The sequence below is a fragment of the Thermocatellispora tengchongensis genome (genome assembly GCF_014202315.1).
In the GTDB taxonomy this organism is placed as follows: domain Bacteria; phylum Actinomycetota; class Actinomycetes; order Streptosporangiales; family Streptosporangiaceae; genus Thermocatellispora; species Thermocatellispora tengchongensis.
Genome location: NZ_JACHGN010000036.1, coordinates 14,336 through 35,948, shown reverse-complemented (window position 1 = coordinate 35,948; position 21,613 = coordinate 14,336). Strand labels below are relative to the sequence as shown.

Annotated in this window: 23 protein-coding genes; 10 read left to right on the top strand and 13 right to left on the bottom strand. The window is 71.7% G+C overall.

Annotation, left to right across the window (positions count from 1 at the left end):
* Positions 1-58: 58 nt before the first annotated feature.
* The 3 genes from HNP84_RS55715 to HNP84_RS48335 are packed head-to-tail and all read right to left on the bottom strand — an operon-like array spanning position 59 to position 2,758.
* The gene (locus HNP84_RS55715; protein ID WP_281396523.1) at positions 59-1,561 is read right to left on the bottom strand and encodes a DUF1996 domain-containing protein; all 1,503 of its coding nucleotides are present in this window, start codon (positions 1,559-1,561) and stop codon (positions 59-61) included.
* Positions 1,562-1,571: 10 nt separating this feature from the next.
* Entirely contained in the window at positions 1,572-2,213 is a 642-nt protein-coding gene (locus HNP84_RS48340; RefSeq protein WP_185056895.1) for a DUF4142 domain-containing protein, read from the bottom strand.
* Positions 2,214-2,230: 17 nt separating this feature from the next.
* Positions 2,231-2,758 carry a hypothetical protein gene (locus HNP84_RS48335; RefSeq protein WP_185056894.1) on the bottom strand — a complete coding sequence of 176 codons (528 nt, stop codon included), beginning with the start codon at positions 2,756-2,758 and terminating at the stop codon, positions 2,231-2,233.
* Positions 2,759-2,911: 153 nt separating this feature from the next.
* Here HNP84_RS48335 and HNP84_RS48330 point away from each other — a divergent pair, with 153 nt between their 5' ends.
* From HNP84_RS48330 to HNP84_RS48310, 5 genes are all read left to right on the top strand, one after another.
* Positions 2,912-3,469, top strand: coding sequence for a sigma-70 family RNA polymerase sigma factor (locus tag HNP84_RS48330; RefSeq protein ID WP_312927330.1), 558 nt, complete (start codon positions 2,912-2,914; stop codon positions 3,467-3,469).
* Positions 3,469-3,663: a zf-HC2 domain-containing protein gene (locus tag HNP84_RS48325; RefSeq protein WP_185056893.1), complete on the top strand. Its 195-nt coding sequence runs from the start codon at positions 3,469-3,471 to the stop codon at positions 3,661-3,663. Before HNP84_RS48330 ends, HNP84_RS48325 begins: the two co-directional genes overlap by 1 nt.
* Positions 3,664-3,801: 138 nt before the next feature.
* Positions 3,802-4,347, top strand: a complete 546-nt coding sequence (locus HNP84_RS48320; RefSeq protein WP_185056892.1) for a type 1 glutamine amidotransferase domain-containing protein — start codon at positions 3,802-3,804, stop codon at positions 4,345-4,347.
* Between the two features lie 214 nt (positions 4,348-4,561).
* Entirely contained in the window at positions 4,562-5,566 is a 1,005-nt protein-coding gene (locus tag HNP84_RS48315) for a phosphotransferase (RefSeq protein ID WP_185056891.1), read from the top strand.
* Complete coding sequence (locus tag HNP84_RS48310; protein ID WP_185056890.1) at positions 5,541-7,097, top strand: amino acid permease; 1,557 nt, start codon at positions 5,541-5,543, stop codon at positions 7,095-7,097. The genes HNP84_RS48315 and HNP84_RS48310 overlap by 26 nt, the downstream gene beginning before the upstream one ends.
* Positions 7,098-7,100: 3 nt before the next feature.
* Here the strand turns inward: HNP84_RS48310 and lipB are convergent, their stop codons facing one another.
* The 3 genes from lipB to HNP84_RS48295 form a co-directional block, all read right to left on the bottom strand.
* A complete protein-coding gene (gene lipB, locus HNP84_RS48305) occupies positions 7,101-7,742 on the bottom strand; it encodes a lipoyl(octanoyl) transferase LipB (protein ID WP_185056889.1) in 642 nt (213 codons plus the stop codon).
* A gap of 18 nt (positions 7,743-7,760) precedes the next feature.
* On the bottom strand, positions 7,761-7,967 hold the full coding sequence (locus tag HNP84_RS48300) for a PspC domain-containing protein (RefSeq protein WP_185056888.1): 207 nt from the start codon (positions 7,965-7,967) through the stop codon (positions 7,761-7,763).
* 92 nt (positions 7,968-8,059) lie between these two features.
* Positions 8,060-8,578: an HAD domain-containing protein gene (locus tag HNP84_RS48295; RefSeq protein ID WP_185056887.1), complete on the bottom strand. Its 519-nt coding sequence runs from the start codon at positions 8,576-8,578 to the stop codon at positions 8,060-8,062.
* 256 nt (positions 8,579-8,834) lie between these two features.
* On the opposite strand from HNP84_RS48295, the gene HNP84_RS48290 reads away from it, so the two are divergent.
* Positions 8,835-9,668: an undecaprenyl-diphosphate phosphatase gene (locus tag HNP84_RS48290; RefSeq protein WP_246519574.1), complete on the top strand. Its 834-nt coding sequence runs from the start codon at positions 8,835-8,837 to the stop codon at positions 9,666-9,668.
* On the opposite strand, the gene HNP84_RS48285 is transcribed toward HNP84_RS48290, so the two are convergent.
* On the bottom strand, positions 9,637-10,353 hold the full coding sequence (locus HNP84_RS48285) for a DedA family protein (RefSeq protein ID WP_185056886.1): 717 nt from the start codon (positions 10,351-10,353) through the stop codon (positions 9,637-9,639). The two genes, HNP84_RS48290 and HNP84_RS48285, sit on opposite strands and share 32 nt — an antisense overlap.
* Positions 10,354-10,609: 256 nt before the next feature.
* Positions 10,610-11,575 (bottom strand): hypothetical protein, encoded by a 966-nt coding sequence (locus HNP84_RS48280; protein ID WP_185056885.1) that lies wholly within the window; start codon positions 11,573-11,575, stop codon positions 10,610-10,612.
* A gap of 71 nt (positions 11,576-11,646) precedes the next feature.
* Here HNP84_RS48280 and HNP84_RS48275 point away from each other — a divergent pair, with 71 nt between their 5' ends.
* The gene (locus HNP84_RS48275; RefSeq protein ID WP_221337683.1) at positions 11,647-12,273 is read left to right on the top strand and encodes a TetR/AcrR family transcriptional regulator; all 627 of its coding nucleotides are present in this window, start codon (positions 11,647-11,649) and stop codon (positions 12,271-12,273) included.
* 88 nt (positions 12,274-12,361) lie between these two features.
* Positions 12,362-13,819, top strand: a complete 1,458-nt coding sequence (locus HNP84_RS48270) for an amidase (RefSeq protein WP_185056883.1) — start codon at positions 12,362-12,364, stop codon at positions 13,817-13,819.
* A gap of 6 nt (positions 13,820-13,825) precedes the next feature.
* On the opposite strand, the gene HNP84_RS48265 is transcribed toward HNP84_RS48270, so the two are convergent.
* From HNP84_RS48265 to deoC, 4 genes are all read right to left on the bottom strand, one after another.
* Positions 13,826-14,698 carry an aldehyde dehydrogenase family protein gene (locus HNP84_RS48265; protein WP_185056882.1) on the bottom strand — a complete coding sequence of 291 codons (873 nt, stop codon included), beginning with the start codon at positions 14,696-14,698 and terminating at the stop codon, positions 13,826-13,828.
* Positions 14,699-14,830: 132 nt separating this feature from the next.
* Positions 14,831-15,031 carry a hypothetical protein gene (locus tag HNP84_RS48260; RefSeq protein WP_185056881.1) on the bottom strand — a complete coding sequence of 67 codons (201 nt, stop codon included), beginning with the start codon at positions 15,029-15,031 and terminating at the stop codon, positions 14,831-14,833.
* A complete protein-coding gene (locus tag HNP84_RS48255; protein ID WP_185056880.1) occupies positions 15,024-16,451 on the bottom strand; it encodes an aldehyde dehydrogenase family protein in 1,428 nt (475 codons plus the stop codon). The genes HNP84_RS48260 and HNP84_RS48255 overlap by 8 nt, the downstream gene beginning before the upstream one ends.
* A 5-nt stretch (positions 16,452-16,456) precedes the next feature.
* Positions 16,457-17,395 carry a deoxyribose-phosphate aldolase gene (gene deoC, locus HNP84_RS48250; protein WP_185056940.1) on the bottom strand — a complete coding sequence of 313 codons (939 nt, stop codon included), beginning with the start codon at positions 17,393-17,395 and terminating at the stop codon, positions 16,457-16,459.
* Between the two features lie 382 nt (positions 17,396-17,777).
* Here deoC and HNP84_RS48245 point away from each other — a divergent pair, with 382 nt between their 5' ends.
* Together HNP84_RS48245 and HNP84_RS48240 are read left to right on the top strand one after the other, a co-directional pair.
* The gene (locus HNP84_RS48245; RefSeq protein WP_185056879.1) at positions 17,778-17,933 is read left to right on the top strand and encodes a hypothetical protein; all 156 of its coding nucleotides are present in this window, start codon (positions 17,778-17,780) and stop codon (positions 17,931-17,933) included.
* 132 nt (positions 17,934-18,065) lie between these two features.
* The gene (locus HNP84_RS48240) at positions 18,066-20,960 is read left to right on the top strand and encodes an ATP-binding protein (RefSeq protein ID WP_185056878.1); all 2,895 of its coding nucleotides are present in this window, start codon (positions 18,066-18,068) and stop codon (positions 20,958-20,960) included.
* Positions 20,961-20,975: 15 nt separating this feature from the next.
* On the opposite strand, the gene HNP84_RS48235 is transcribed toward HNP84_RS48240, so the two are convergent.
* Positions 20,976-21,545 (bottom strand): TMEM165/GDT1 family protein, encoded by a 570-nt coding sequence (locus HNP84_RS48235; RefSeq protein ID WP_185056877.1) that lies wholly within the window; start codon positions 21,543-21,545, stop codon positions 20,976-20,978.
* Positions 21,546-21,613: the final 68 nt, after the last annotated feature.

Sequence of the window (21,613 nt, the reverse complement as noted above, 5' to 3'; positions counted from 1 at the left end):
GCAGCCCACCGGCGCCCGGACCGCGCTCCGGAGTGCCGGTGGGCCGGATCAAGGGGGATCAGCAGCGACGTCCGCGGTTGATGCAGTTGACCACGAAGTTCATGAGGTTGTTCGGCATCACGTTCACGAAGTCGTTGTGATCGGTGATCGGGTTGTGAAGCTGCTCCGGGAAACTGTCCAGCGCGAACGCCGGCCCCGGCGGCACGCGGTAGGTCAGGGTGATCCGGAGCTGGGGGATGGCCCGGGTGCCCGAGGGGCAGGCGCCGGTCGCCGGGTCCGGGAACACCACGTGGGTGCGGTGGTTGGCGCTGTCGGTGTTCTGGCCGTCCCAGCAGCTCGGGAAGTCCGAGATCCGGACGACCTGGCTGCCGCGCGGGCACAGCGGGTACTGCGTGGTGATCCGGTTGGTGAAGCCGGTGCAGGTCCACTGGGCCCTGGCGTTGGCCCCGCCGTTGGTGGCGGCGCGGGCGTCACCGGTGATGATCCGGATGAACCTCGGCATCGCCACGACCCGGGAGACCGGGTTGCCGCGGAACTGGATCGTCACCGAGGTCGGGCGCAGCACCGTGCCCACGTTGCCGTCCGCGGAGCCGCCCGGCTCGCCGCTGCTGGTGGCCGTCGGCGTCGGGTTGGCCTGGGTGGGGGTGGGCGTGGGGGTGTTCTGGTTGTTGTCGCCCCTGCCTCTGCGTCTGCGGTTATCGTCGTTGTTGTTGTTCCGCGCGGACAGGGCCGCGACGTCCTGCTGGTCCTGCTGGCCTTGCTGGTCCTGCTGGTCCTGCTGGTTCTGTGGGTCCTGCTGGTTCTGTGGGTCCTGTTGCTGCGCGTCGGGCACCGCCGTGGCCGGGTCCTGGGCCGCGGCGGTGTCCGTTGCCGCCGGGTCCGCGGCGGGGTCCTGGGCCGCCGCGCCGGTGTCCTCAGGAGCCGGGGTATTCTGCGCGTCCTGCTGCTGACCCTGCTGGTCCTGCTGCTGGTCCTGTTGCTGGCCCTGCTGGTCCTGCTGGTCCTGTTGCCGGCCCTGCTGACCCTGCTGGTCCTGCTGGTCCTGGGCCTCGGCGGTCGGGGTCGCGCTCGCGTTGCGCTCCTCCTCCTGCCCGACCGGGGTGATCGCGCGGAGGACCGGCCAGAAGTAGGTGGACTTGTCGCCGAGGCGGCAGGTCGTACCGGCCGCGGCCAGGCTCTCGTCCGTGGAGAACGCGTCGGTGGACAGGTTGCCCACGTAGTCGTGCAGGTGGTGGGCGCCGTTGGTCACGCCGGGCGCGACGATGAAGTTGTCGGAGTTGAAGTGGCCGTTCTCGTTCCTGCCGCAGCGGGAGATGAACGACCCGCGCGATCCGCCGCGCTGGAAGCGGGGCGGTGGGGAGACCGGCTGCACCTGGCGGATGTCGATGAAGTCCTCCGAGAAGGGCCCCTGCTCACCGGCGCACGCCTCGGGATTGGCGGCCTTCTCCTCGGCGGTGCAGTGGTCGGCGGAGGCTCTGAAGTCACCGACGACGCTGAGTGACACCGAGCTGACGGCGACCGCGAGGCCCGCCAGTACCACGGTGAATGGTCTTCGCTGCAAAGTGGACTCCTTATGTGGTGGGCGGGTCGGGAGGCTGCGGAAGGGCGGTGTAGTCCACCAGCCCCGTGCTCTCCAGCAGGGTCATGTGCTTCATGACCACGTTGACCGCCCTCTGGGCGAAGTTGCGGATGTGGTCGTTTCTGGTGCCGGCGCGCACAGTGGCGACGACCGTGAAGACCTTGCCGTGGGCCGCGCGCAGCAGTTGGGCGAACGCCAGGTCGTACTCCTGGCCGAACTTGCCGGACAGCTCCGCCATCCAGCGCTGCTGGTCGGCACTCGGCTGGCTCGGCAGCAGTACGCCGAGCTGCGCCGCCAGCTCTCGCACCTCCTTGTCGAGTTGGGTGTGGTCCTCGACCAGGTGCCGGCCGACCTCCTTGACCCGCGCGCTGCTGCCGCGCTGCCCGGCCTGCTGGCCGGTCGGGATCTCCCACAGCCCGGCCTGGCGGACCTTCACCAGCAGATCGATGTCGGCCTTGGTGATCGGGCCGAGCTTCGTCGAGGTTGCGGTCGATACGAAATTGGCGGTTTGGGCGCCGGATGCCGGGGTGCTGTTGGGCACCGTCATGAGGATCGCGATCGATCCCGCCAGCAGGAAGAGGACCAGGACGAGCAGCTCACCGCGCCCGAACGGCCACTTGAGGATGCCGCGCATCTGCCGTCTCCGGATGATCAGTTCGTGGTGTCGCCGGGCGCGCTCGGGGCCTTCAGGCCGCTGGGCGTCACGGCGTACCACTCGCCGCCCAGGCCGTGGCCGTTGATGTCACCCGGATTGGTGTCCCCGCGGTACCGGTAGAGGGGGTGGCCGGCCAGCGTGGCCTGCCAGGAGCCGTCGGGGCGCCGTACCTTGCCGACCAGCTCCGGGTGCACGCCGTGCCCGTGCATGTGGCGGTCCGCGAGCAGCGGCTGCCACTTGTCGGTGCACCGGTCGGTGCAGCGGGTGGCGGGGGGTATGGCCGTGTCCTTGTCGTAGCGATACAGCGTGAATCCCTTGACGTCCGTGACGATCGCGCCCACAGTCGGGCTGTCCGTCGCGTTGAGGAGATGAGGGACCGCATGGTGGTGACCGTCTCCGGCGTGCTCGCCGAGGTGCGCGCCGGCCGCGGCTCGCGGCGTCTCGGCCTCAGCCGCTCCGCAGCCGCAGGTCAGCGCGGCCATACCCAGCAAGAGCGCGGCGGCGCGACGTCGTCGGCTGGTCATGCCATCGTCCTTCCGGTCGGCTCCAGGGGCCCATCTCGGAGACAGGTACGGCGGCCGGTGTGGAAGGGTTCATCAGAAGTGACGAGATAGCCGGAAATGACGGAAGTTACAAAAGTTACCCACTAGTTGCTCAATCGCTGCAAGTATGTGCCCGTGTCGCGGAAGCCCAGCCCGGAGTCCGCAGCTTTGGACCCCGATGGCATCAACGAGCGGGACGAGCGGATGATCCACGCCCTCTACGAGGCGTTCGGGTCCCGTCTCCTCCATCATGTCCGCCGGGCCACCGGCAACGACCATCACTGGGCAGAGGACGTAGTCCAGGAGACTCTGGTCCGAGCCTGGCGCCACGCCGGGAAGCTCAACAAGGAGCCCGGCATGCTGTGGGCGTGGTTGCTGACCGTCGCCCGCCGAATCATCATCGATGGCCGGCGTCGCCGCCGGGCCCGGCCGGAGGAGGTCGAGGACACGGGTCTCGAAACTGTATCGGTGCCGGACGAATCCGAGCAGACCATCGCCGCGATGGTCGTCGCCGACGCGCTGGAGCGCCTGTCGGCCGAGCACCGGGAGGTGATCGAGGAAACGTATCTCAAGGACCGTACGATTAACGAGGCAGCCGAGGTCTTACGCATACCACCGGGTACTGTGAAGTCACGGCTCTACTACGCCATCCGAGCCCTGCGTAAGGATCTGAAGGAGAAAGGGGTGACCTGATGTCGCCGCCACCTCACCACGAGGTGGCCGCCTATGCACTCGGGTTGCTCGATCCCGAAGATCACGAAGCCTTCGAAAGCCACCTGGTCGAGTGCGTGGACTGCCAAGCGGAACTTCGCGAGCTGGCCGACGTGCCCGCGCTTCTCGACGAGATCAGGCGCAGGCGGTCGCCCCTGGAGGGGCGGCAGGGCTGAGCACGCGCTTCCGTCGTGGGGCGGCGGAAGCGCCGGATCGCCGCGCCCCGCGCCCGCCGCGCGCCGCCGAATAGGAGGGCGTGAGCCGGGAAGGGTTCCCCCATACGGAGAAACCGCAGCTCATATGGGGGAACGATCATGCTGCAGGGTAAGACGGTCGCGTTCCTGGTGGCCCCGGAAGGCGTCGAGCAAGTCGAGCTCACCGAGCCCTGGACGGCGGTGGAGCAGGCGGGTGGCGCGCCGCGCCTGATCTCCACCAAGCCGGGCCGGGTCCAGGCGTTCCACCACCTCGACAAGGGCGACACCTTCGAGGTGGACGCCACCGTGGACCAGGTCTCGGTCAGCGACTTCGACGGGCTCGTGCTGCCCGGCGGCGTCGCCAATCCCGACTTCCTGCGTACGGTCCCGGCCGCGGTCCGCTTCGCCGGGGACTTCTTCTCCGCGGGCAAGCCGGTGGCCGTGATCTGCCACGGCCCCTGGACGCTGATCGAGGCCGACGTCGTACGCGGCCGGACGATCACGTCCTGGCCCAGCCTGCAGACCGACCTGCGCAACGCCGGCGCCAACTGGGTGGACCAGGAGGTCGTGACCTGCACCGAAGGCCCGAACACGCTGGTCAGCAGCCGCAAGCCGGACGACCTGAAGGCGTTCTGCCAGGCCGCCGTGGACGCGATCGGCGGATGAGACCGGCGGATGAGTCAATCAGCGAGCGGTGCAGCCGAGCGGTGCGGACGAGCGGTTTGGACACGCCGTGTTGACGATCGGTGTAGACGAGCGGTGGGGATGAGCGGTGTAATCGGCTCGTGATCCGGAAAGACCCTGGATCGGAATGGACTCGTAACACCTGGCGCCCAGGATGGGATCAATGGTCTAAAGCCAGGCCAAAAGGAGCTCCTGGATGCTGGATGCGATCCCCGGTGCGCCACTCGACCCCGTCGATCTCGTCACGGCCTGGGCAGGCCGGGCGGTCACGGCCACCGAGATCAAGGGCGGGCTGAGCCACAGGATCGCCCGCATCGACTCCGGAGACGGTGAGACCTGGCTGCTGCGGGTTCTCGATCCGCGGGTCTCCGAGGCCGGGCTCGGCATCCCCCTCGCCCAGGAGATCGCCAACACCGAACTGGCGGCCCGTACCGGCGTCGGCGCGCGGGTCGTACACGAGTTCGCGGAGCCGCCGGCGCTGCTGCTGGAGTACATCCACGGCCGCACGCTGGACGCGGCGGCGGTCCGCGATCCCGCGATGATCCCGCGGATCGCCGCCGCCTGCCGGAGGCTGCACGTGGGCCCGGCCTTCGGCAACGACTTCTCGATCTTCCGGAAGCTGGACGAGCTGCTGGGGCTGTGCCGCGCGCACGGGCTGTCGGTGCCCTCCGGCTACGAGGACCGGCTGCCCGCGGTGGCCGAGATCGAGCGCGCCCTCGCGGCCCGCCCGCTGCCGCCCGCGCCCTGCCACAACGACCTGCTGCCCGAGAACCTGATCGCGGCCCGCGACGGCGCGGTGCGCATCGTGGACTACCAGCTCTCCGGCAACAACGACCCGGCCTTCGAGCTGGGCGACATCGCCGCCGAGGCCGAGTACGACCCCGACCTGTGCGAGCGGCTGGCGCGGGCGTACTTCGGCGGGCCCGACCCGCGGCTGACGGCCCGGGTGCGGCTCTACCTGATCATGTCCAACATCACCTGGACCCTGTGGTTCTCCGTGCACCACGGGCTGCTCAAGGAGCAGGCGGCGGCGGCCGACTTCGACTACGCCGCCGAGGCCGCCGCGAAGTTCCGGCGGGCCGCACGGGACCTGGACGATCCCGGCTTCGGCCGGCTGATCGACGACGTCCGGGGCCTGCCCCCGGCTTCACCCCCCGCAACGCCAAGGAGGCTTGATGACCAAGCCGGAGACCCTCGATGAGGACGCCCGCCGTCTGGCCGAGCTCGGTTACAAGCAGGAACTCGCGCGCACCTGGAGCGGGTTCTCCAACTTCGCGATCTCCTTCTCCATCATCTCGATCCTGGCCGGCTGCTTCACCACCTTCGGGCAGGCGTGGAACAACGGCGGCCCCGTCGCCATCTCCTGGGGCTGGCCGCTGATCTCCATCTTCATCCTGATCATCGGCTTGTGCATGTCGGAGCTGGTCTCCGCCTACCCGACCGCGGGCGGCATCTACTGGTGGGCCGCCAAACTGGGCAAACCGGTGCACGGCTGGTTCACCGGCTGGCTCAACCTCATCGGCCTGGTCGCGGTCACCGCCTCGGTGGACTACGGCTGCGCGACCTTCCTGAACATCACGATCAGCCGGCTGTCCGGCGGCGCCTGGGAGGGAACCCTCCCGCAGGCGTTCCTGCTGTTCGTGATCATCCTGGCGCTGCACGCGCTGATCAACATCTACAGCCACCGGCTCATCTCACTGCTGCAGAACGTCTCGGTGTGGTGGCACGTCGCGGGAGCGGCGATCGTGGTGGCCATCCTGATCTTCGCGCCCAGTGACCACCAGACGCTCGGCTTCGTCTTCACCGAGACCATCAACAACTCCGGCTTCGGCGACGGCGAGAGCGGCCTGACCTTCTGGCTGTACGTGCTGCCGCTGGGCTTCCTGCTCACCCAGTACACGATCACCGGGTTCGACGCGTGCGCGCACGTGTCGGAGGAGACCCAGGGCGCCGCCCGCGCCGCGGCCAAGGGCCTGTGGCAGTCGATCTTCTACTCGGCGATCGGCGGCTGGATCCTGCTGCTGTCGTTCCTGTTCGCCGCCACGGACGTGGACGCGATCAACGAGGAGGCGGGCTTCGTCGGCGCGATCTTCACCTCCGCGCTGTCCTCGCCGCTCGCCACCGCCGTGTTCGCCATCTCCACCATCGGCCAGTTCTTCTGCGGGATGAGCTGCGTGACCTCGATGTCGCGCATGACGTACGCGTTCTCCCGCGACGGCGCGGTGCCCGGCTGGCGGCTGTGGTCGCGGGTGGACCGCAACAGGACCCCGGTCAACGCCATCATCGCCGGCTGCGTCGTGGCCGCCCTGCTCACCCTGCCCGCGCTGTACGCCCCCGCCGGGACCAGCACCCCGGTCGCGTTCTACGCCGTCGTCTCGATCGCGGTCATCGGGCTCTACCTGGCCTTCCTGATCCCGATCTGGCTGCGGCTGCGCATGGGCGACGCGTTCCAGCCCGGCCCGTGGACGCTCGGCCGCAAGTACAAGGTGATGGGCTGGATCGCGGTGGTGGAGATCGCGATCATCTCGGTGTACTTCGTGCTGCCGTTCTCGCCCGCGGGCGTGCCGTGGAACGCGGACTTCACCTGGACGGCGGTGAACTACGCGCCCATCGCCGTGGGCACGGTGCTCATCGGCATCGCGCTGTGGTGGCTGCTGTCGGCCCGCCACTGGTTCGCCGGCCCCCGGCGCAACGTGGACGAGGAGCCCTCGCCCAAGGAGCCGATCGGCTGACCCTCAGGCGGGGCTCGCCTCGAAGGCGGCGGCGACCGCGGCGCGCACGTCGTCCATGGTCGCCGCCAGGCCCTCGCGCGAGGTGGAGGTCATGTCGACGTCGGGCATGCCGCACGCGACCGCCCAGTTCCACGGCATCAGGTCGCCGTCGACGTTGAGGGCGAACCCGTGGCTGGTCACCCCCCGGCTCTGCCGCATGCCGATCGAGGCGATCTTGCGCCCCGTGGCGGTGGTCCACACGCCGGTCAGCAGCTCGGAGCCGGGCGGGGTGTCGCGCCGCTCGGCCGCGAGGCCCAGCGCGTCCAGCGCCTTGACCAGGCGCAGCTCCACCTCGCGCACGTAGTCGACGATCCCCTCGTCCTCGCGCAGCTTGACGATCAGGTAGCCGACGAGCTGCCCGGGACCGTGGTAGGTGAGCTGCCCGCCCCTGCCCGTCTGCACCACGGCGATGCCGTGGGAGGGGTCGGGCAGGTGCTCGGCGGGGGTGCGGCGGCCGATCGTGTAGACCGAGGGGTGGCTGAGCAGCCAGAGGGTGTCGGGGCGCTCGTCGCGCTGCCTCTGGCCGACCAGCTCGGCCATGCGCTCCATGGCCTTCTCGTACTCCACCAGGTCGTCCTGGATCATGGACAGCGGACGTTCCCTCATGGAGAACAGCTTAAGCACTCAGTGGCGTGCGTACGCGCCGGTGTGGTGCGAGCTGGGCGCCTTGGGCAGCGCGATCCACATGATCAGGTAGATCACGAACTGCGGCCCCGGCAGGATGCAGGACAGCAGGAACAGCAGCCGTACGACGGTGGGCGACCAGCCGTATCGCTCGGCGATCCCGCCGCACACGCCGGCGATCATCTTGTGCCTGGTCGATCTGTACACGTTTCCCTCCCGATGAATGGCTTTCACCAGATTCAACGAGGAGGCGTCTACCCGGCGTTCCGACTCGGAACCCTGACAAAACCCTGACGGGGTCAACCCTGACGCGCGCTCAGCCACTCCCGCGCGCCGGCCAGGTCGGCCTCCGTCAGCCCCGCGCGGGCGTCCACGCGGACCAGCAGGAACTCCCCGATCCCCGGCCGGTCACGCAGGTACGCCTCGTCCGGCTCCCAGGTGTGGTCGTCGAACCAGACGAACGGCCGCCCCCCGACGTACGCGGCCACGTGCGGGGTCTTGAACATCTCGCCGTACCCGCTCGGCGGCGGCCCGCCGGGCAGGCCGGGCAGCGGCATCTCGATCACCGGCAGCTCGGGCAGCCCGATCCTGGGACCGATCCACTCGTTCGCCGCGTGCTCCCAGGTGGTCGCCCACACCAGTTCGGCCCCGGTCTCCTCGGCCAGCCTCAGCAGCGCCGGGCCGTGGGCGGTGTTGAGCTGCACGCGGTACACCTGCCCGTCCACCACGCACTCGTGCGGGGTGAAGCCGGGCAGCGACGCCCCCAGGGGGTTGAGCACCCCGTCCACGTCCACAAGCAACAACGGGCGCTCGATCATGGCCGGTATCGTCACGGACCCCGCCCCCCGGTGTCCAGCGGTTCCGGACGAGACATACACCACCACGGGAACTGAACGGCACGACCGAAAGGACGATCGGGCACCGTCCGCACGACCGACCACGCGCGGTCCCGGTCTCCGCTAGCCTCGCCTAGTGCGGTTACCCGTGGCGGCCACCGCACACGTCGTCATGCAGATTTCTCGGGGCCGCCCGGCGCCACTCGCCGCGGCCTCCGCTTTGGAAGGTGCTCTTTCGTTGATCGGCTGGTTTGAGGCATTAGTGCTGGGTGTGTTGCAGGGGCTCACCGAGTTCCTGCCGATCTCCTCCAGCGCGCACATTCGCGTCGTCTCCGCCCTGTTCGGCTGGGAGGACCCCGGCGCCGCGTTCACCGCCGTCATCCAGCTCGGCACCGAGACCGCGGTGCTGATCTACTTCCGCAAGCGCATCTGGGACATCATCTCGACCTGGACCCGCTCGCTGTGGACGCCGCACCTGCGCCAGCACCAGGCCGCCCGCATGGGCTGGTTCGTCATCCTGGGCAGCATCCCGATCGGCCTGCTCGGCATCACCTTCAAGGACCAGATCGAGACCACCCTGCGCGACCTGCGCCTGGTGGGCACGTGCCTGATCACCTTCGGCCTGCTGCTGGCCCTGGCCGACCACCTGGCCCGCAACGAGCTGACCCTGGACAAGCACCTCAACGCCCCGCACGCGCTCACGTACGGCTTCGCCCAGGCCCTGGCCCTCATCCCCGGCGTCTCCCGCTCCGGCGGCACCACCGGCGCCGGCCTGCTCCTCGGCTACCGCCGCGAGGAGGCCGCCGAGTACTCCTTCCTCCTGGCGATCCCCGCCGTCCTGATGTCCGGCGTCCTGGAGCTGTTCGAGATCGGCGGCGAGAACGGCACCCCCGACTGGGGCCCCACCATCCTGGCCACCATCGTCTCCTTCGCCGTCGGCTACGCCGCCATCGCCTGGTTCCTGCGCTACATCAGCACCCACCGCTTCACCGGCTTCGTCATCTACCGCGTGGCCCTGGGCATCCTCGTGATCGCCCTGGTCAGCTTCGGCGTGATCCCGGCCCTAGGTTGAGCACGCGCCAGAGGCGGGCGCCGAGGGTCAGGCAGGCGATGAACAGGACGACCTCGGCGATGAGGAGGAGGCGTTCCGGGGTGAGGCCGGCCGGGAGGACGGTGGCGCCGAGGTAGCCGAGGAGGGTCGCGGCGGCGGCCCAGCCGGCGTCGATGGCCAGTTCCGTGGCCGCGAACCTGCGCCGGGAGTACGCCAGGCGGCCCGCGGCGAGGGTGGCCGCGGTCCGGCCGCCGGGGACGAGACGGGCCGCGAACAGGACCAGACCGCCGTGCCGCTGGAAGCGCTCCGGCCACCCCGTGGTCAGGCCGGGCACGGCGCCGCCCAACCGGGCCAGCAGGGCGGCGCCCGGCCGGGGGCGGGGGCGGCCCGGGCGGAAGCGATCCGGGCGGAAGCGATCCGGGCGGAAGCGGCCCAGGCGGGAGCCGCCCGCGCGGGGGCGTGGGCGGTCCGCGCGGCGGCGCAGGCGGCGGCCCACCTGGTACGAGGCGAGGTCTCCGGCCAGTGCGCCGAGCGCCCCCGCCAGGATCACCAGCGGGATCTCCAGGTCGCCGGTGACCGTGAGCGCCCCCGCGGCCATCAGGGTGCCCTCGCCCGGCAGCACCGGGAAGAAGACGTCGAACGCGGTCAGGGCACATATGGCCAGGTAGGCCAGGGCCGCGGCCGACGGCAGGTCGATGCCGTGCACCGTCGCCTCCTCATCGGGCGGGTACGCCGCCCGTCGTAGGGACGGGCGGGTACGCGCCCGCTGTTAGTCCGGGCGGGTTGTACACCGCCCGCTTCCAGCCCGGGCGGGGTACGCCGCCCGTCGTGGGCGCGGGCGGCCCCCCGTGTCATCGGGCCGCCCGCACGTCTCGCGAAGCAGATGGTCACCTGAGTGATCAGGGCCGGGCGATTGCCGGATCGCGCAATCTGACCGGCCGCTGATTTCCGGAAGTGCGGAGTCAGCCGACCGGGACCGGGTCGATGCGCTCGGCGGGGGGCTCGGGGGTGGGGCGGCGTCCGGGGAGGGCCAGCAGCGCGATCCCGACCAGGGCCCAGGCGCCCAGCACCAGCAGCGGAGTCGTGAGCGCCGCCCCGTCGAAGAACACCACGTTGCGGATCGCCTCGGCCCCGTGCCCGACCGGCAGGGCCCGCCCCACGGCGGCGTACCACTCGGGGATGAAGTACGCGCCGATCGGCCCGCCGCTCGCGGGCACGCCGACCACGACGAACAGCAGCCCGGTCAATCCCGCTCCCGCGGTGCCGAGGAAGCGGGTCAGGCCGGCCGCCACCGCCGCGACCGTCAGCACGAGCGCGGCCGAGACCGCCCACAGCCCGGGGTACGCCCCGGGCAGCGCGCCGAACACCTGGTCGACCAGCCAGGCGTCACCCGCCGCGATCACCGCGGCCCCGGCGAGGAGCCATCCGATCCGGCCCGCCGCGCCCGGGACCAGCGCCGGCAGGGCCACGCCGAGCGCGAGGCCCGGGATGACCAGGCTGATCACGTAGAACATGCCGGAGATGCCGCCGCTGTCGCCGGGCGGCAGCGGGGCCGCGTCCTCCACGGCCAGGGGCCGTCCCTGGGCCTGGGCCGCCGCCTGGAACGCTCCGGTGATCGCCGCCGCCCCCGTACGCCCGCCGGCTCCGGCCACCACGAGCCTGCCCGCCTGGGGCACCAGCACCGCCTGGACCTCACGGTCCAGCAGGGCGGCCCGCGCCGCGGCCTCGTCCTCGTATCGCCGCAGCTCGAACGCGTCCGGGGCCCTGCGTGCGAGCGCTCCGCCGAGCTGCCCGGCCACCTCCTGCGGGCCGACGACGGCGATCGGCACGCCGTGCGGCTCCGGCTGGTGGAACGAGCCGATGAACGACAGCGCGAACACCATGCCGATGAGGGTCGTGCCCACGATGGCACCGATGATCTTGCGCATGATTTCACCACCTGATGACTTCATCGCTGTTGAATTCAACATAGATGAATTCTGGGTGGTTGAATAGGGCTGTGACCGAGATCGCAGAGCAGCGGCCCCGGGCCGCACGGACGTCCGGACGGCGCACGGGCTCCCCGCAGACCCGCGCGGCGATCCTCGACGCGGCCATGCGCTCCTTCGCCGACAAGGGCTACCCGGGCACCACGATCCGCGCCGTCGCCCGCGCCGCCGGGGTCGATCCGGCCCTGGTCATGCACTTCTTCGGCAGCAAGGACGGCCTGTTCGTGGAGGCCATCAGGACCGGGCTGCCGGTGCGCGAGATGCACGGGGCCATCGACGGCGACCCGGCCGGTCTCGGCGAGCGGCTGGTTCGGCGCTACCTGGGGCTGTGGGAGGACCCGGCCACCGGCTGGCGGATGTACGCCCTGCTGCACTCCGCGGCCTCGGCCCCGCCCGCCGCCGACCTGATCAGGAACTTCATGGTCGCCGAGATGCTGATCCCGATGACCCGGTACCTGCGATGCGACCACGCCGAGACCCGCGCCCTGCTGGCCGCCTCCCAGCTCGTCGGCCTGGGCATGGTCCGCTACGCGCTCAAGATCGAACCGCTGTCCGCCCTGCCGCGGGAGCAGCTCATCGCCTGCGTGGCGCCGACCCTCCAGCGGTACCTGACCGGCGACCTCCCCCTGACCGGCTGACCACCCCGCGCCGAGGTGCGATCACGGGTTGCCCACAATCCGGTAAGGGCCCCTTCCCCCTGCGGCGGCACCGGAGAACACTTCGGACATGTCGTGGGTTGGACGCAGCGCCGTCGAGATAGCGCGGGCCGTACGACGGGGGGACACGACCGCGGTCGCGGTCGTGCGCGAGCACCTGGACGCCATCGCCGCGCGGAATCCGGAGATCGGCGCATTCCGGATCATCCGCACCGAACAGGCGGTGGCCGAGGCACAGGCCGTACAGGAGCGGGAGGACCTGACCCGGCTCCCGCTTGCCGGCGTGCCGGTGGCAGTTAAGGACAACATCCCGGTCGCCGGCGAGGCGACCCGCAACGGATCGGCGGCCACCTCCTCCGAGCCCGCCGCCGCCGACCATCCCGTCGTCGCCCGGCTGCGCGCCGCCGGGGCGGTGGTGGTCGGGATCACGAACGTGCCCGAGCTGTGCCTGGTCGCGTTCGGCGACAGCGTGTACGGCACCGCCCGCAACCCGTGGCGGCGCGACCGCACCCCCGGCGGCTCCTCCAGCGGGAGCGCGGCGGCGGTGGCCGCCGGGCTGGTGCCGCTGGCCACCGGCAGCGACGGCCTCGGCTCGCTGCGCATCCCCGCCGCGTGCTGCGGGGTCCTCGCCATCAAACCGGGCCCCGGCCTGGTGCCCCCGCCCGGAGAGGACTGGTTCGGCCTGACCGAGAACGGCCCCCTGGCCACGACCGCGGCCGACCTCGCGCTCGCGCTCGCGATCATGTCCGACGACATGGCACTGGCGACGGCGTACAAGACGGGCGAGCGCGCCCGCGTGGCCTGGGAGCCCCAGAGCGGCGTCTCCGGGGCCGTCCCGGTGCCGTCGCCGCGCGCGTGGCGCAGCGAACCCTTCGAACTGCGCATCGCCATCGCCCCGCGCCCGCTGCCGCCCGCGCTGGGCGTGAAGGTGGACCCGGAGTTCGTCCGCGCCGTGGCCGAGGCGGGCGAGACCCTGCGGGTGGCCGGGCACACGGTGGTCGAGCAGGAGCCCAAGCTGCCGGCCCGGCTCGGCTTCGCCACCGTGCTCACCTGGCTGCGGTGCGCGGCCCACGACGCGCGCGGGCTCGACCGGCGCCGGCTCGAACGCCGTACGCGGGCGCTGGCGCGGGCCGGGCGGGCGCTCGGCGCGGTGGGCCTGCACGGGCGCGAGGAGTTCGAGCGATGGCGGGCCCACGGCGCCGACCAGTGGTTCGGCGACGCCGACGTGCTGATCACGCCCACGCTGGCCGCCCCGCCGCCGCCCGCGGCCCGGTGGGGGGCGCGCGGGCTGGCGCGTACGGTGGCGGTCAACGTCGGCTACGCCCCGATGACCGGCGTGTGGAACCTGGCGGGCTGGCCGGCGATGTCGGTGCCCTTCGGCACCCACGCCACCGGCCTGCCCATCGGCGTGCAGCTCATCGCCCCGCCCGGCGGCGAGCCGCACCTGCTGGCCCTGGCCGCGCAGCTCGAAGCCGCCCACCCCTGGCCCAGGCACGCGCCCCGGCGCGAGCCCGCCCGCACGGCCTGAGGACCGCTATATCCCGACCGGATGCCAGACGGTCTTGGTCTCCAGGAACGCCCGCAGCCGGGCCGTGCCCGGGGTCGCGAGCCAGTCCTCCCCGGGATCGGGCCGGAACACCCGCTTGAGGTTCTCGGCGGCGTCGCGCTCGCACGCCACCGCCAGCTCCTCCGGGCACCCGGTCAGGTCGATGCCGTTGACGTCCATGTGCCCGGCCAGCCACGGCGCCAGCTCCGCGGCCCGCCCGGTCAGGATGTTCACCACCCCGCCCGGCAGGTCGGAGGTGGCCAGCACCTCGGCCAGCGTGATCGCGGGCAGCGGCGCCCGCTCACTGGCCACCACCACGCACGTGTTGCCCGACACGATCACCGGGGCGATCACCGAGACCAGCCCCAGCAGCGGCCCCATCGGAGGCGCCACCACCGCGACGACCCCGCTCGGCTCGGGCGTGGACAGGTTGAAGTACGGCCCGGCGACCGGGTTGGCCGACCCGTGCACCGCCGCGATCTTGTCCGACCAGCCCGCGTACCACACCAGCCGGTCCACCGCGGCGTCCACCAGCTCGCCCGCCTTGCGCGCGGACACCCCGTCGGCGTCCACCAGCTCGGCGGCGAACTGCGCCCGCCGCCCCTCCAGCATCTCGGCCACCCGGTAGAGGATCTGCCCCCGGTTGTACGCCGTGGCCCCCGACCACCCGGGGAACGCCTTGCGCGCCGCCACCACGGCATCACGCGCGTCCTTGCGCGAGGCCAGCGCCGCGTTGGCCAGGAAGACCCCCTTCGCCGAGCGCACGGCGTACGACCGGCCGCTCTCCGAACGCGGAAACGCCCCACCGACGAACAACTTGTACGTCTTCCGCACGGCCAGCCGCCCGTTGTTCTCACTCATCGATCCCGCCGCTCCTCAGTCCAGATCATGGCCGCGACAGCACCCATTGCGCCCGCTCCGCGGGCGCGGCTCGGGCGCCCCTCAGGCCACGATCTTCCCTCGTCGCTCTGGTCGCTACGCTCCCGCCGCTCCTCAGTCCAGATCATGGCCGCGCCCTCGCATGGGCTCGTCGTGGTGGTGGAGGCGTTCCGGGGCCTGGGTGCAGCAGGTGACGCCGGCTCTGTGGGCGAACCAGCCGCGGCGGTGGGCGGGGCGGCCGGCGCGGGCGAAGGCGTGGCCCTTGGTCATCTGCGCCCGGCGGTCGCGCCGCCGGGAGGTGCGGTGCTCACACATCGAGGTACGCCTCCAGCCCGTGCCGCCCGCCTTCGCGCCCGTATCCGGACTCCTTGTAGCCGCCGAACGGCGAGGCCGGGTCGAAGCGGTTGAAGGTGTTGGCCCACACGACGCCGGCGCGGAGCCGGTCGGCCAGCCACAGGATGCGTGAGCCCTTCTCGGTCCACACGCCCGCGGACAGGCCGTACGGGGTGTTGTTGGCCTTCTCGACCGCCTCGGCCGGGGTGCGGAAGGTGAGCACCGACAGGACCGGGCCGAAGATCTCCTCGCGGGCGATCCGGTGCGACTGGGCCACGCCGGTGAAGACGGTCGGCGGGAACCAGTAGCCGCGCTCGGGGATCGCGCAGGCGGGCGACCAGCGCTCGGCGCCCTCGCGCTCCCCCGCGTCGGCCAGCTCGCGGATCTTGGCGAGCTGGGCCGCGGAGTTGATCGCGCCGATGTCGGTGTTCTTGTCCAGCGGGTCGCCCAGGCGCAGCGTGCCCAGCCTGCGCTTGAGCGCGTCGAGCAGCTCGTCGCGGATCGACTCCTGCACCAGCAGCCGGGAGCCCGCGCAGCAGACGTGGCCCTGGTTGAAGAAGATGCCGTTGACGATGCCCTCGACGGCCTGGTCGAGCGGGGCGTCCTCGAAGACGATGTTGGCCGCCTTGCCACCCAGCTCCAGGGTGAGCTTCTTGCCGGTGCCGGCGAGGGAGCGGGCGATGAGCCTGCCGACCTCGGTGGAGCCGGTGAAGGCCACCTTGTTCACATCGGCGTGGTTCACCACGGCCGCGCCGGTTTCGCCCGCGCCGGTGACGATGTTGACCACGCCGGCCGGCAGCCCGGCCTGCACGCAGATGTCGGCGAAGGCGAGCGCTGTCAGCGGCGTGGTCTCGGCCGGCTTGAGCACCACGGTGTTGCCGCAGGCCAGCGCGGGGGCGATCTTCCAGGCCAGCATCAGCAGCGGGAAGTTCCAGGGGATGACCTGCCCGGCGACGCCGAGCGGGCGCGGCGCGGGGCCGAACCCGGCGTACTCCAGCTTGTCGGCCCAGCCGGCGTAGTAGAAGAAGTGCGCGGCCACGAGCGGCAGGTCCACGTCGCGCGACTCGCGGATCGGCTTGCCGTTGTCCAGGGTCTCCAGCACGGCCAGCTCGCGGGCGCGTTCCTGGATGATCCGGGCGATCCGGAACAGGTACTTGGCGCGCTCGGCGCCGGGCAGCGCGCTCCACACGCCGAACGCCTTGCGCGCCGCCTGCACGGCGCGATCCACGTCGGCCTCGTCGGCGCAGGCGACCTCGGCCAAGGCCTGCTCGTCGGCCGGGTTGACGGTCTTGAACGGGGTGCCGCCGCCCTCGACGAACTCGCCGTTGATGAACAGCCCGTACGACGGCTTGATTTCCACGACGTCACGGGACTCGGGCGCCGGTGCGTACTCAAGTCTCATCGGCGTCAGTCCAGGGTGAAGTAGTCGGGGCCCGCGTAGCGGCCGGTGGCCAGCTTCTGCCGCTGCATCAGCAGGTCGTTCAGCAGCGAGGACGCGCCCAGCCTGAACCAGGCCGGGTCGAGCCAGTCCTCGCCGGCCGTCTCGTTGACCAGCACGAGGTACTTGATGGCGTCCTTGGCGGTGCGGATGCCCCCGGCCGGCTTGACGCCGACCATGCGGCCGGTGCGCGCGCGGAAGTCGCGTACGGCCTCCAGCATGATCAGGGTGACCGGGAGGGTCGCGGCGGGCGACACCTTGCCGGTCGAGGTCTTGATGAAGTCGGCGCCGGCCAGCATGGCCAGCCACGAGGCCCGCCGCACGTTGTCGTAGGTGGCCAGCTCGCCCGTCTCCAGGATCACCTTCAGGTGCGCCTCGCCGGCGGCGGCCTTCACCGCGGCGATCTCCTCGTACACCTTCAGGTAGCGCCCGGACAGGAAGGCCCCCCGGTCGATGACCATGTCGATCTCGTCGGCGCCCGCCGCGACGGCGAGCGCGGTGTCGGCCACCTTCACCTCAAGCGACGTACGCCCGCTGGGGAACGCGGTCGCCACGCTCGCCACCTTCACCCCGGTCCCGGCGACGGCCGCGGCCGCCTCCGCCACCAGGTCGGGGTAGACGCACACCGCGGCCACCCGCGGCGCCGAGGGGTCGGACGGATCGGGGTGGACGGCCTTCGCGCACATCGCCCGGACCTTGCCCGGGGTGTCGGCGCCCTCCAGGGTGGTCAGATCGACCATGGAGATGGCCAGATCGATGGCCTGTGCCTTCGCGGTCGTCTTGATCGATCGGGTGCCGAGCACCGCGGCTCGCTGGTCGGCGCCCACCCGGTCGACCCCGGGCAGGCCGTGCAGAAAGGCTCGCAGCGTGGCATCGGACGACGCCACCTCCGCGAGCGAGGTAGTCAGTATCGACACCCCCCCAGCATCGCCGACCGGCCTCGGTGATTCCAAATAAAAGTCCAGCACGTTACCCCGGCCGGGTGGCGCGGATACGCCGCGTCAGTAGGAGCCCGCGTGCCCGTCCGCCAGCCGTCCGGCAGCCCGCGGGCGCGGCGCCGATGGCGAGCGGCGCGACGCTGATACGACCGGCGTGGCGCGCGGTCTTCCCGGCCAGGTGGACGGGTGTCACGGCATTGTCTAGGTATGGGGTGCGCGGCGTAGGTAGTCCTACGTCCGGTGGCGTGCGGTCGTAGGGAGGGAGATAGGGCATCCGCCCGATGTGCCGGGTGGGGCCTTAGGACGAACCTTGAAGTGTCAGGAAATAGCGGCACAACAAGGAGATCCCCCCATGGGACCGGAACTGCACTATCAAATGATCATCAACCGGGTGGCGGAGTTGCACGAGGAGGCGGCGACCCACCGGCAGGTGCGGGAGGCCGAGAAGGGCAGGAAGTCCGGGGAGCGGCGTCACCGCGCCGCCTTCGGCAAGCTGCGCGCGTCATGACCGTCCACAGAGAGCCCGGCCGAAACCTCCCTCTCGGCCGGGCCTCACAGCCTCCTTGACCTGCGGGGGCGGTCACGGGCGGCGGCGTACGCCGGGAGAAAAATGGGGCGAAAGCCCGCTAAGGGGCATGCCATGCTGGACGACATGGTGGGTCGGGCGGTGAGCCCCGTCTTCGTGGGGCGCGAGACGGAACTCGATATCCTCACGGAGGCGTTCGAACAGTCACGCAAGCGGGCGGCCTCGGCCGTGCTCCTCGGCGGCGAGGCGGGCGTGGGGAAGACCCGGCTCGTCGGCGCGTTCACCGAGCGCGCGGCGCGCGAGGACGCCCACGTGCTCGTGGGCGGGTGCGTGGAGCTGTCCGTCGAGGGCCTGGCGTACGCCCCCTTCACCGCCGCGCTGCGCCAGCTCGTCCGCGAGATGGGCACCGGCGCCGTCGAGGCGCTGCTGCCCGACGGAGCCGGGCGCGACCTGGCCCGGCTGCTGCCCGAGTTCGGCGAGCCCGACAGCGACCGCGAGACCGAGACCGCGCGGGCCCGCCTGTTCGAGCAGATCCTCACGCTGCTCGAACGCCTCGCCGAGCGCCGCGCGGTCATCCTGGTCATCGAGGACATCCACTGGGCCGACCGGTCCAGCCGCGACCTGATCGCCTTCCTGAGCCGCAACCTGCGCACCGCGCCGATCCTGATGCTGCTCACCTACCGCTCCGACGAGCTGCACCGCCAGCATCCGCTGCGCCCGGTGCTGGCCGAGCTGAGCCGCGTGGACGGCGTGACCCGCCTCGAACTGCCCCGCCTCACCCGCGACGAGGTCGCCGCCCAGGTGGCCGGCATCCTCGGCAAGACCCCCGAATACCGCCTGGTCAGCACGGTCTACGAGCGCAGCGAGGGCATCCCGCTGTTCGTGGAGGCCCTGGTCGAGGCCGGGGAGGACTGCGTCTTCCCCGAGTCGCTGCACGACCTCATCATCGGCTCGGTGGAGAAGCTGCCCGAGGAGACCCAGCGCGTGCTGCGCGTTGCGGCGGCCGGGGGCATCCGGGTGGGCCACGGGCTGCTGTCGGCGGTGAGCGGCCTGTCCGACATCGACCTGGAGAACGCGCTGCGCCCGGCCATCGCCGCCAACGTGATCCAGGTCGCCGACGGCCGCGCGTACGTCTTCAGGCACGCGCTGATCCGCGAGGCCGTGCACGACGAGCTGCTGCCCGGCGAGCACGTCCGTCTGCACGCCCGCTTCGCCGAGGAGATCGAGCGCGACCGCAGGCTGGTGCCCCCCGGCCGCGCGGCGGTGGAGATCGCGCATCACTGGTACTCCGCGCGCAACGACCTGTGGGCGCTCATCTCGGCCTGGGAGGCGGCGGGCAAGGCGGCCACGGCGTTCGCGTACACCGAGCAGATGCAGCTCCTTGAGCGGGTGCTCGGGCTGTGGGACCACGTGCCCGACGCCGCCGAGCGCATCGGCGCCGACCACACCACGATCCTGGAGCTCGCCTCGGCCGCCGCCCAGGCCAGCGGCGAGGTGGACCGGGGCATCAAGTTCGTCAAGGCCGCGCTGGACGAGCTGGACGAGGAGACCGAGCCCGAGCGGGTGGCGGAGCTGGTGGTGCGGCTGGCGTCCTTCCAGAAGGAGAAGCGCAAGCCGGGCGCGCTGGAGAACCTCAGGTACGCCGCCCGCCTCGTGCCCGATCCGGGCCCGGCCCGCGCGCACGTGCTGTCGCGGCTGGGCGCGCACCTGATGTTCATCGGCGAGACCGACGAGGGCACCGCGCTCACCGAGGAGGCCCTGCGCATCGCCCGCGACCTGGGCGACGAGTGCGAGGAGGCCGAGCTGCTGCTCAACCTGGCGCTCGGCCACTCCATCACCGGGCACCACTTCGACACCATCTCCACCAACGACCGGGCCAAGGCGATCGGGCTGCGGCTGGGCTCGGGCAAGCTGGCGCTGCGGGCCATCGGCAACAACATCGACGCGCTGAACAACCTCGGCCGTTCCGAGGAGGCCGTCGCGCTGGCCGTGGAGGGCGAGGCCCTGGCCCGGCAGTACGGCCGCTACCGGGTCTCGGGGGTGTTCATCGCCAACAACCGGGCCGAGGCCCTGGAGGCGCTGGGCCGCTGGGACGAGGCCATCGAGGTCATCGAGGCCGGGCTGGCCCGCGACCCGGTGGTGCGCACCCGCCACCACCTGCTGCGCGTGCGCGCCGACATCGCCGCCTCCCGCGGCGAGACCGCCCTCCTGGAGGACATCCTCTCCGAACTGGAGGTCTTCAGCGGGCGCAAGGAGGAGACCCTCCAGGAGCTGATCGTCAACCACCGGCTCCTGATCCACCTGCACCAGCTCCGCGGCGAGCCCGAGGAGGCCCTGCGGGTCGCCGAGAGCGCGCTGGCCGACGGCCCGCCGCTCAGCAAGGCGCTGCTGGGCTGGCGGCTGATGCCCCAGGTGTACGCCGCGTGCGACGGCGCCGCGGTGGTGCGGCCCGAGTGGGCGGCGGCCGTACGGAAGCGGGCCGATGAACTGCTGGCCCAGATGCAGACCGACGGGCCCGTCGCCGAGGGCTACCGGCTGATGTGCGAGCGGCGCTGGGACGAGGCCGCGAAGTGGTGGGTGCCGCTCGGCCGGCTCTACCACCGGGCCAAGGCGCTGTTCCACGCGGCTACCGACGCCGCCCGCCAGGGCGACCGCGACGGCGCCGCCGAGCGGCTGCGGGTGGCCTACCCGCTGGCCGCCGAGCTGCGGGCCGCGCCGCTGACCGAGGAGATCGGGCTGCTGGCCCGCCGCGTCGGGCTCGCGCTCACCGAGGACGAGGCCGGCGTCGGCGCCGGGTCCTCGGCCGCCGAGCTGCTGACGCCGCGCGAGCTGGAGGTGCTGCGCCTGGTGGCCGAGGGCCGCTCCAACCGCGACATCGCGGCGGAGCTGTTCATCAGCGCCAAGACCGTGAGCGTGCACGTGTCGAACATCCTGGCCAAGCTGAACGTGAGCAGCCGGGGCGAGGCCACGGCCATCGCGCACCGGCTGTCACTGCTCGGGGCCTCCTGACGCGGCCCGGCGTCACTACTGCATCAGCCCCTCGGCGATCAGGACGATGCCGAAGAGGGTGAACATGGCCGCGGCGCCGTACCGGATGATCTTTTCGGGCAGGTGCTTGCCGAGCATCCGCCCGACCATGATGGCCAGCGCGTCGGCCGCGACCATGCCCACCGTCGAGCCGATCCAGGTGCCGAACCAGCCGTTCTGCGTGGCCAGCGTGATCGTGGCCAGCATGGTCTTGTCGCCCAGCTCGCTGAGGAAGAACGCGATGGTCACCGCGATGAGCGCCGACCGCGTGACGCGGGACGCCTTGCTCGACTCCTCCTCGCTCAGCTCGTCGCCGCGCAGCGTCCACACGGCGAAGCCGAGGAAGGCCAGACCGGCGATGACCGCGATGGCGGAGGTGGGCAGCAGGTCGCCGACCAGCCCGCCCAGCGCCACGCTGAACAGGTGCACGACCGTGGTCGCGATGGTGATGCCGGCCAGCACCGGCAACGGCCGGAACCTGGTGGCGAACGTCATCGCCATGAGCTGGCTCTTGTCGCCGAGTTCGGCGGCGAAGATGACGGCGAGACTGATCCAGAACGCTTCCACCCGGGGGGACGCCCTTCTCTTCCGCGCGGCCGGGCGAAGCCACCGCCCGGGGACGCGGGCACGCTTCG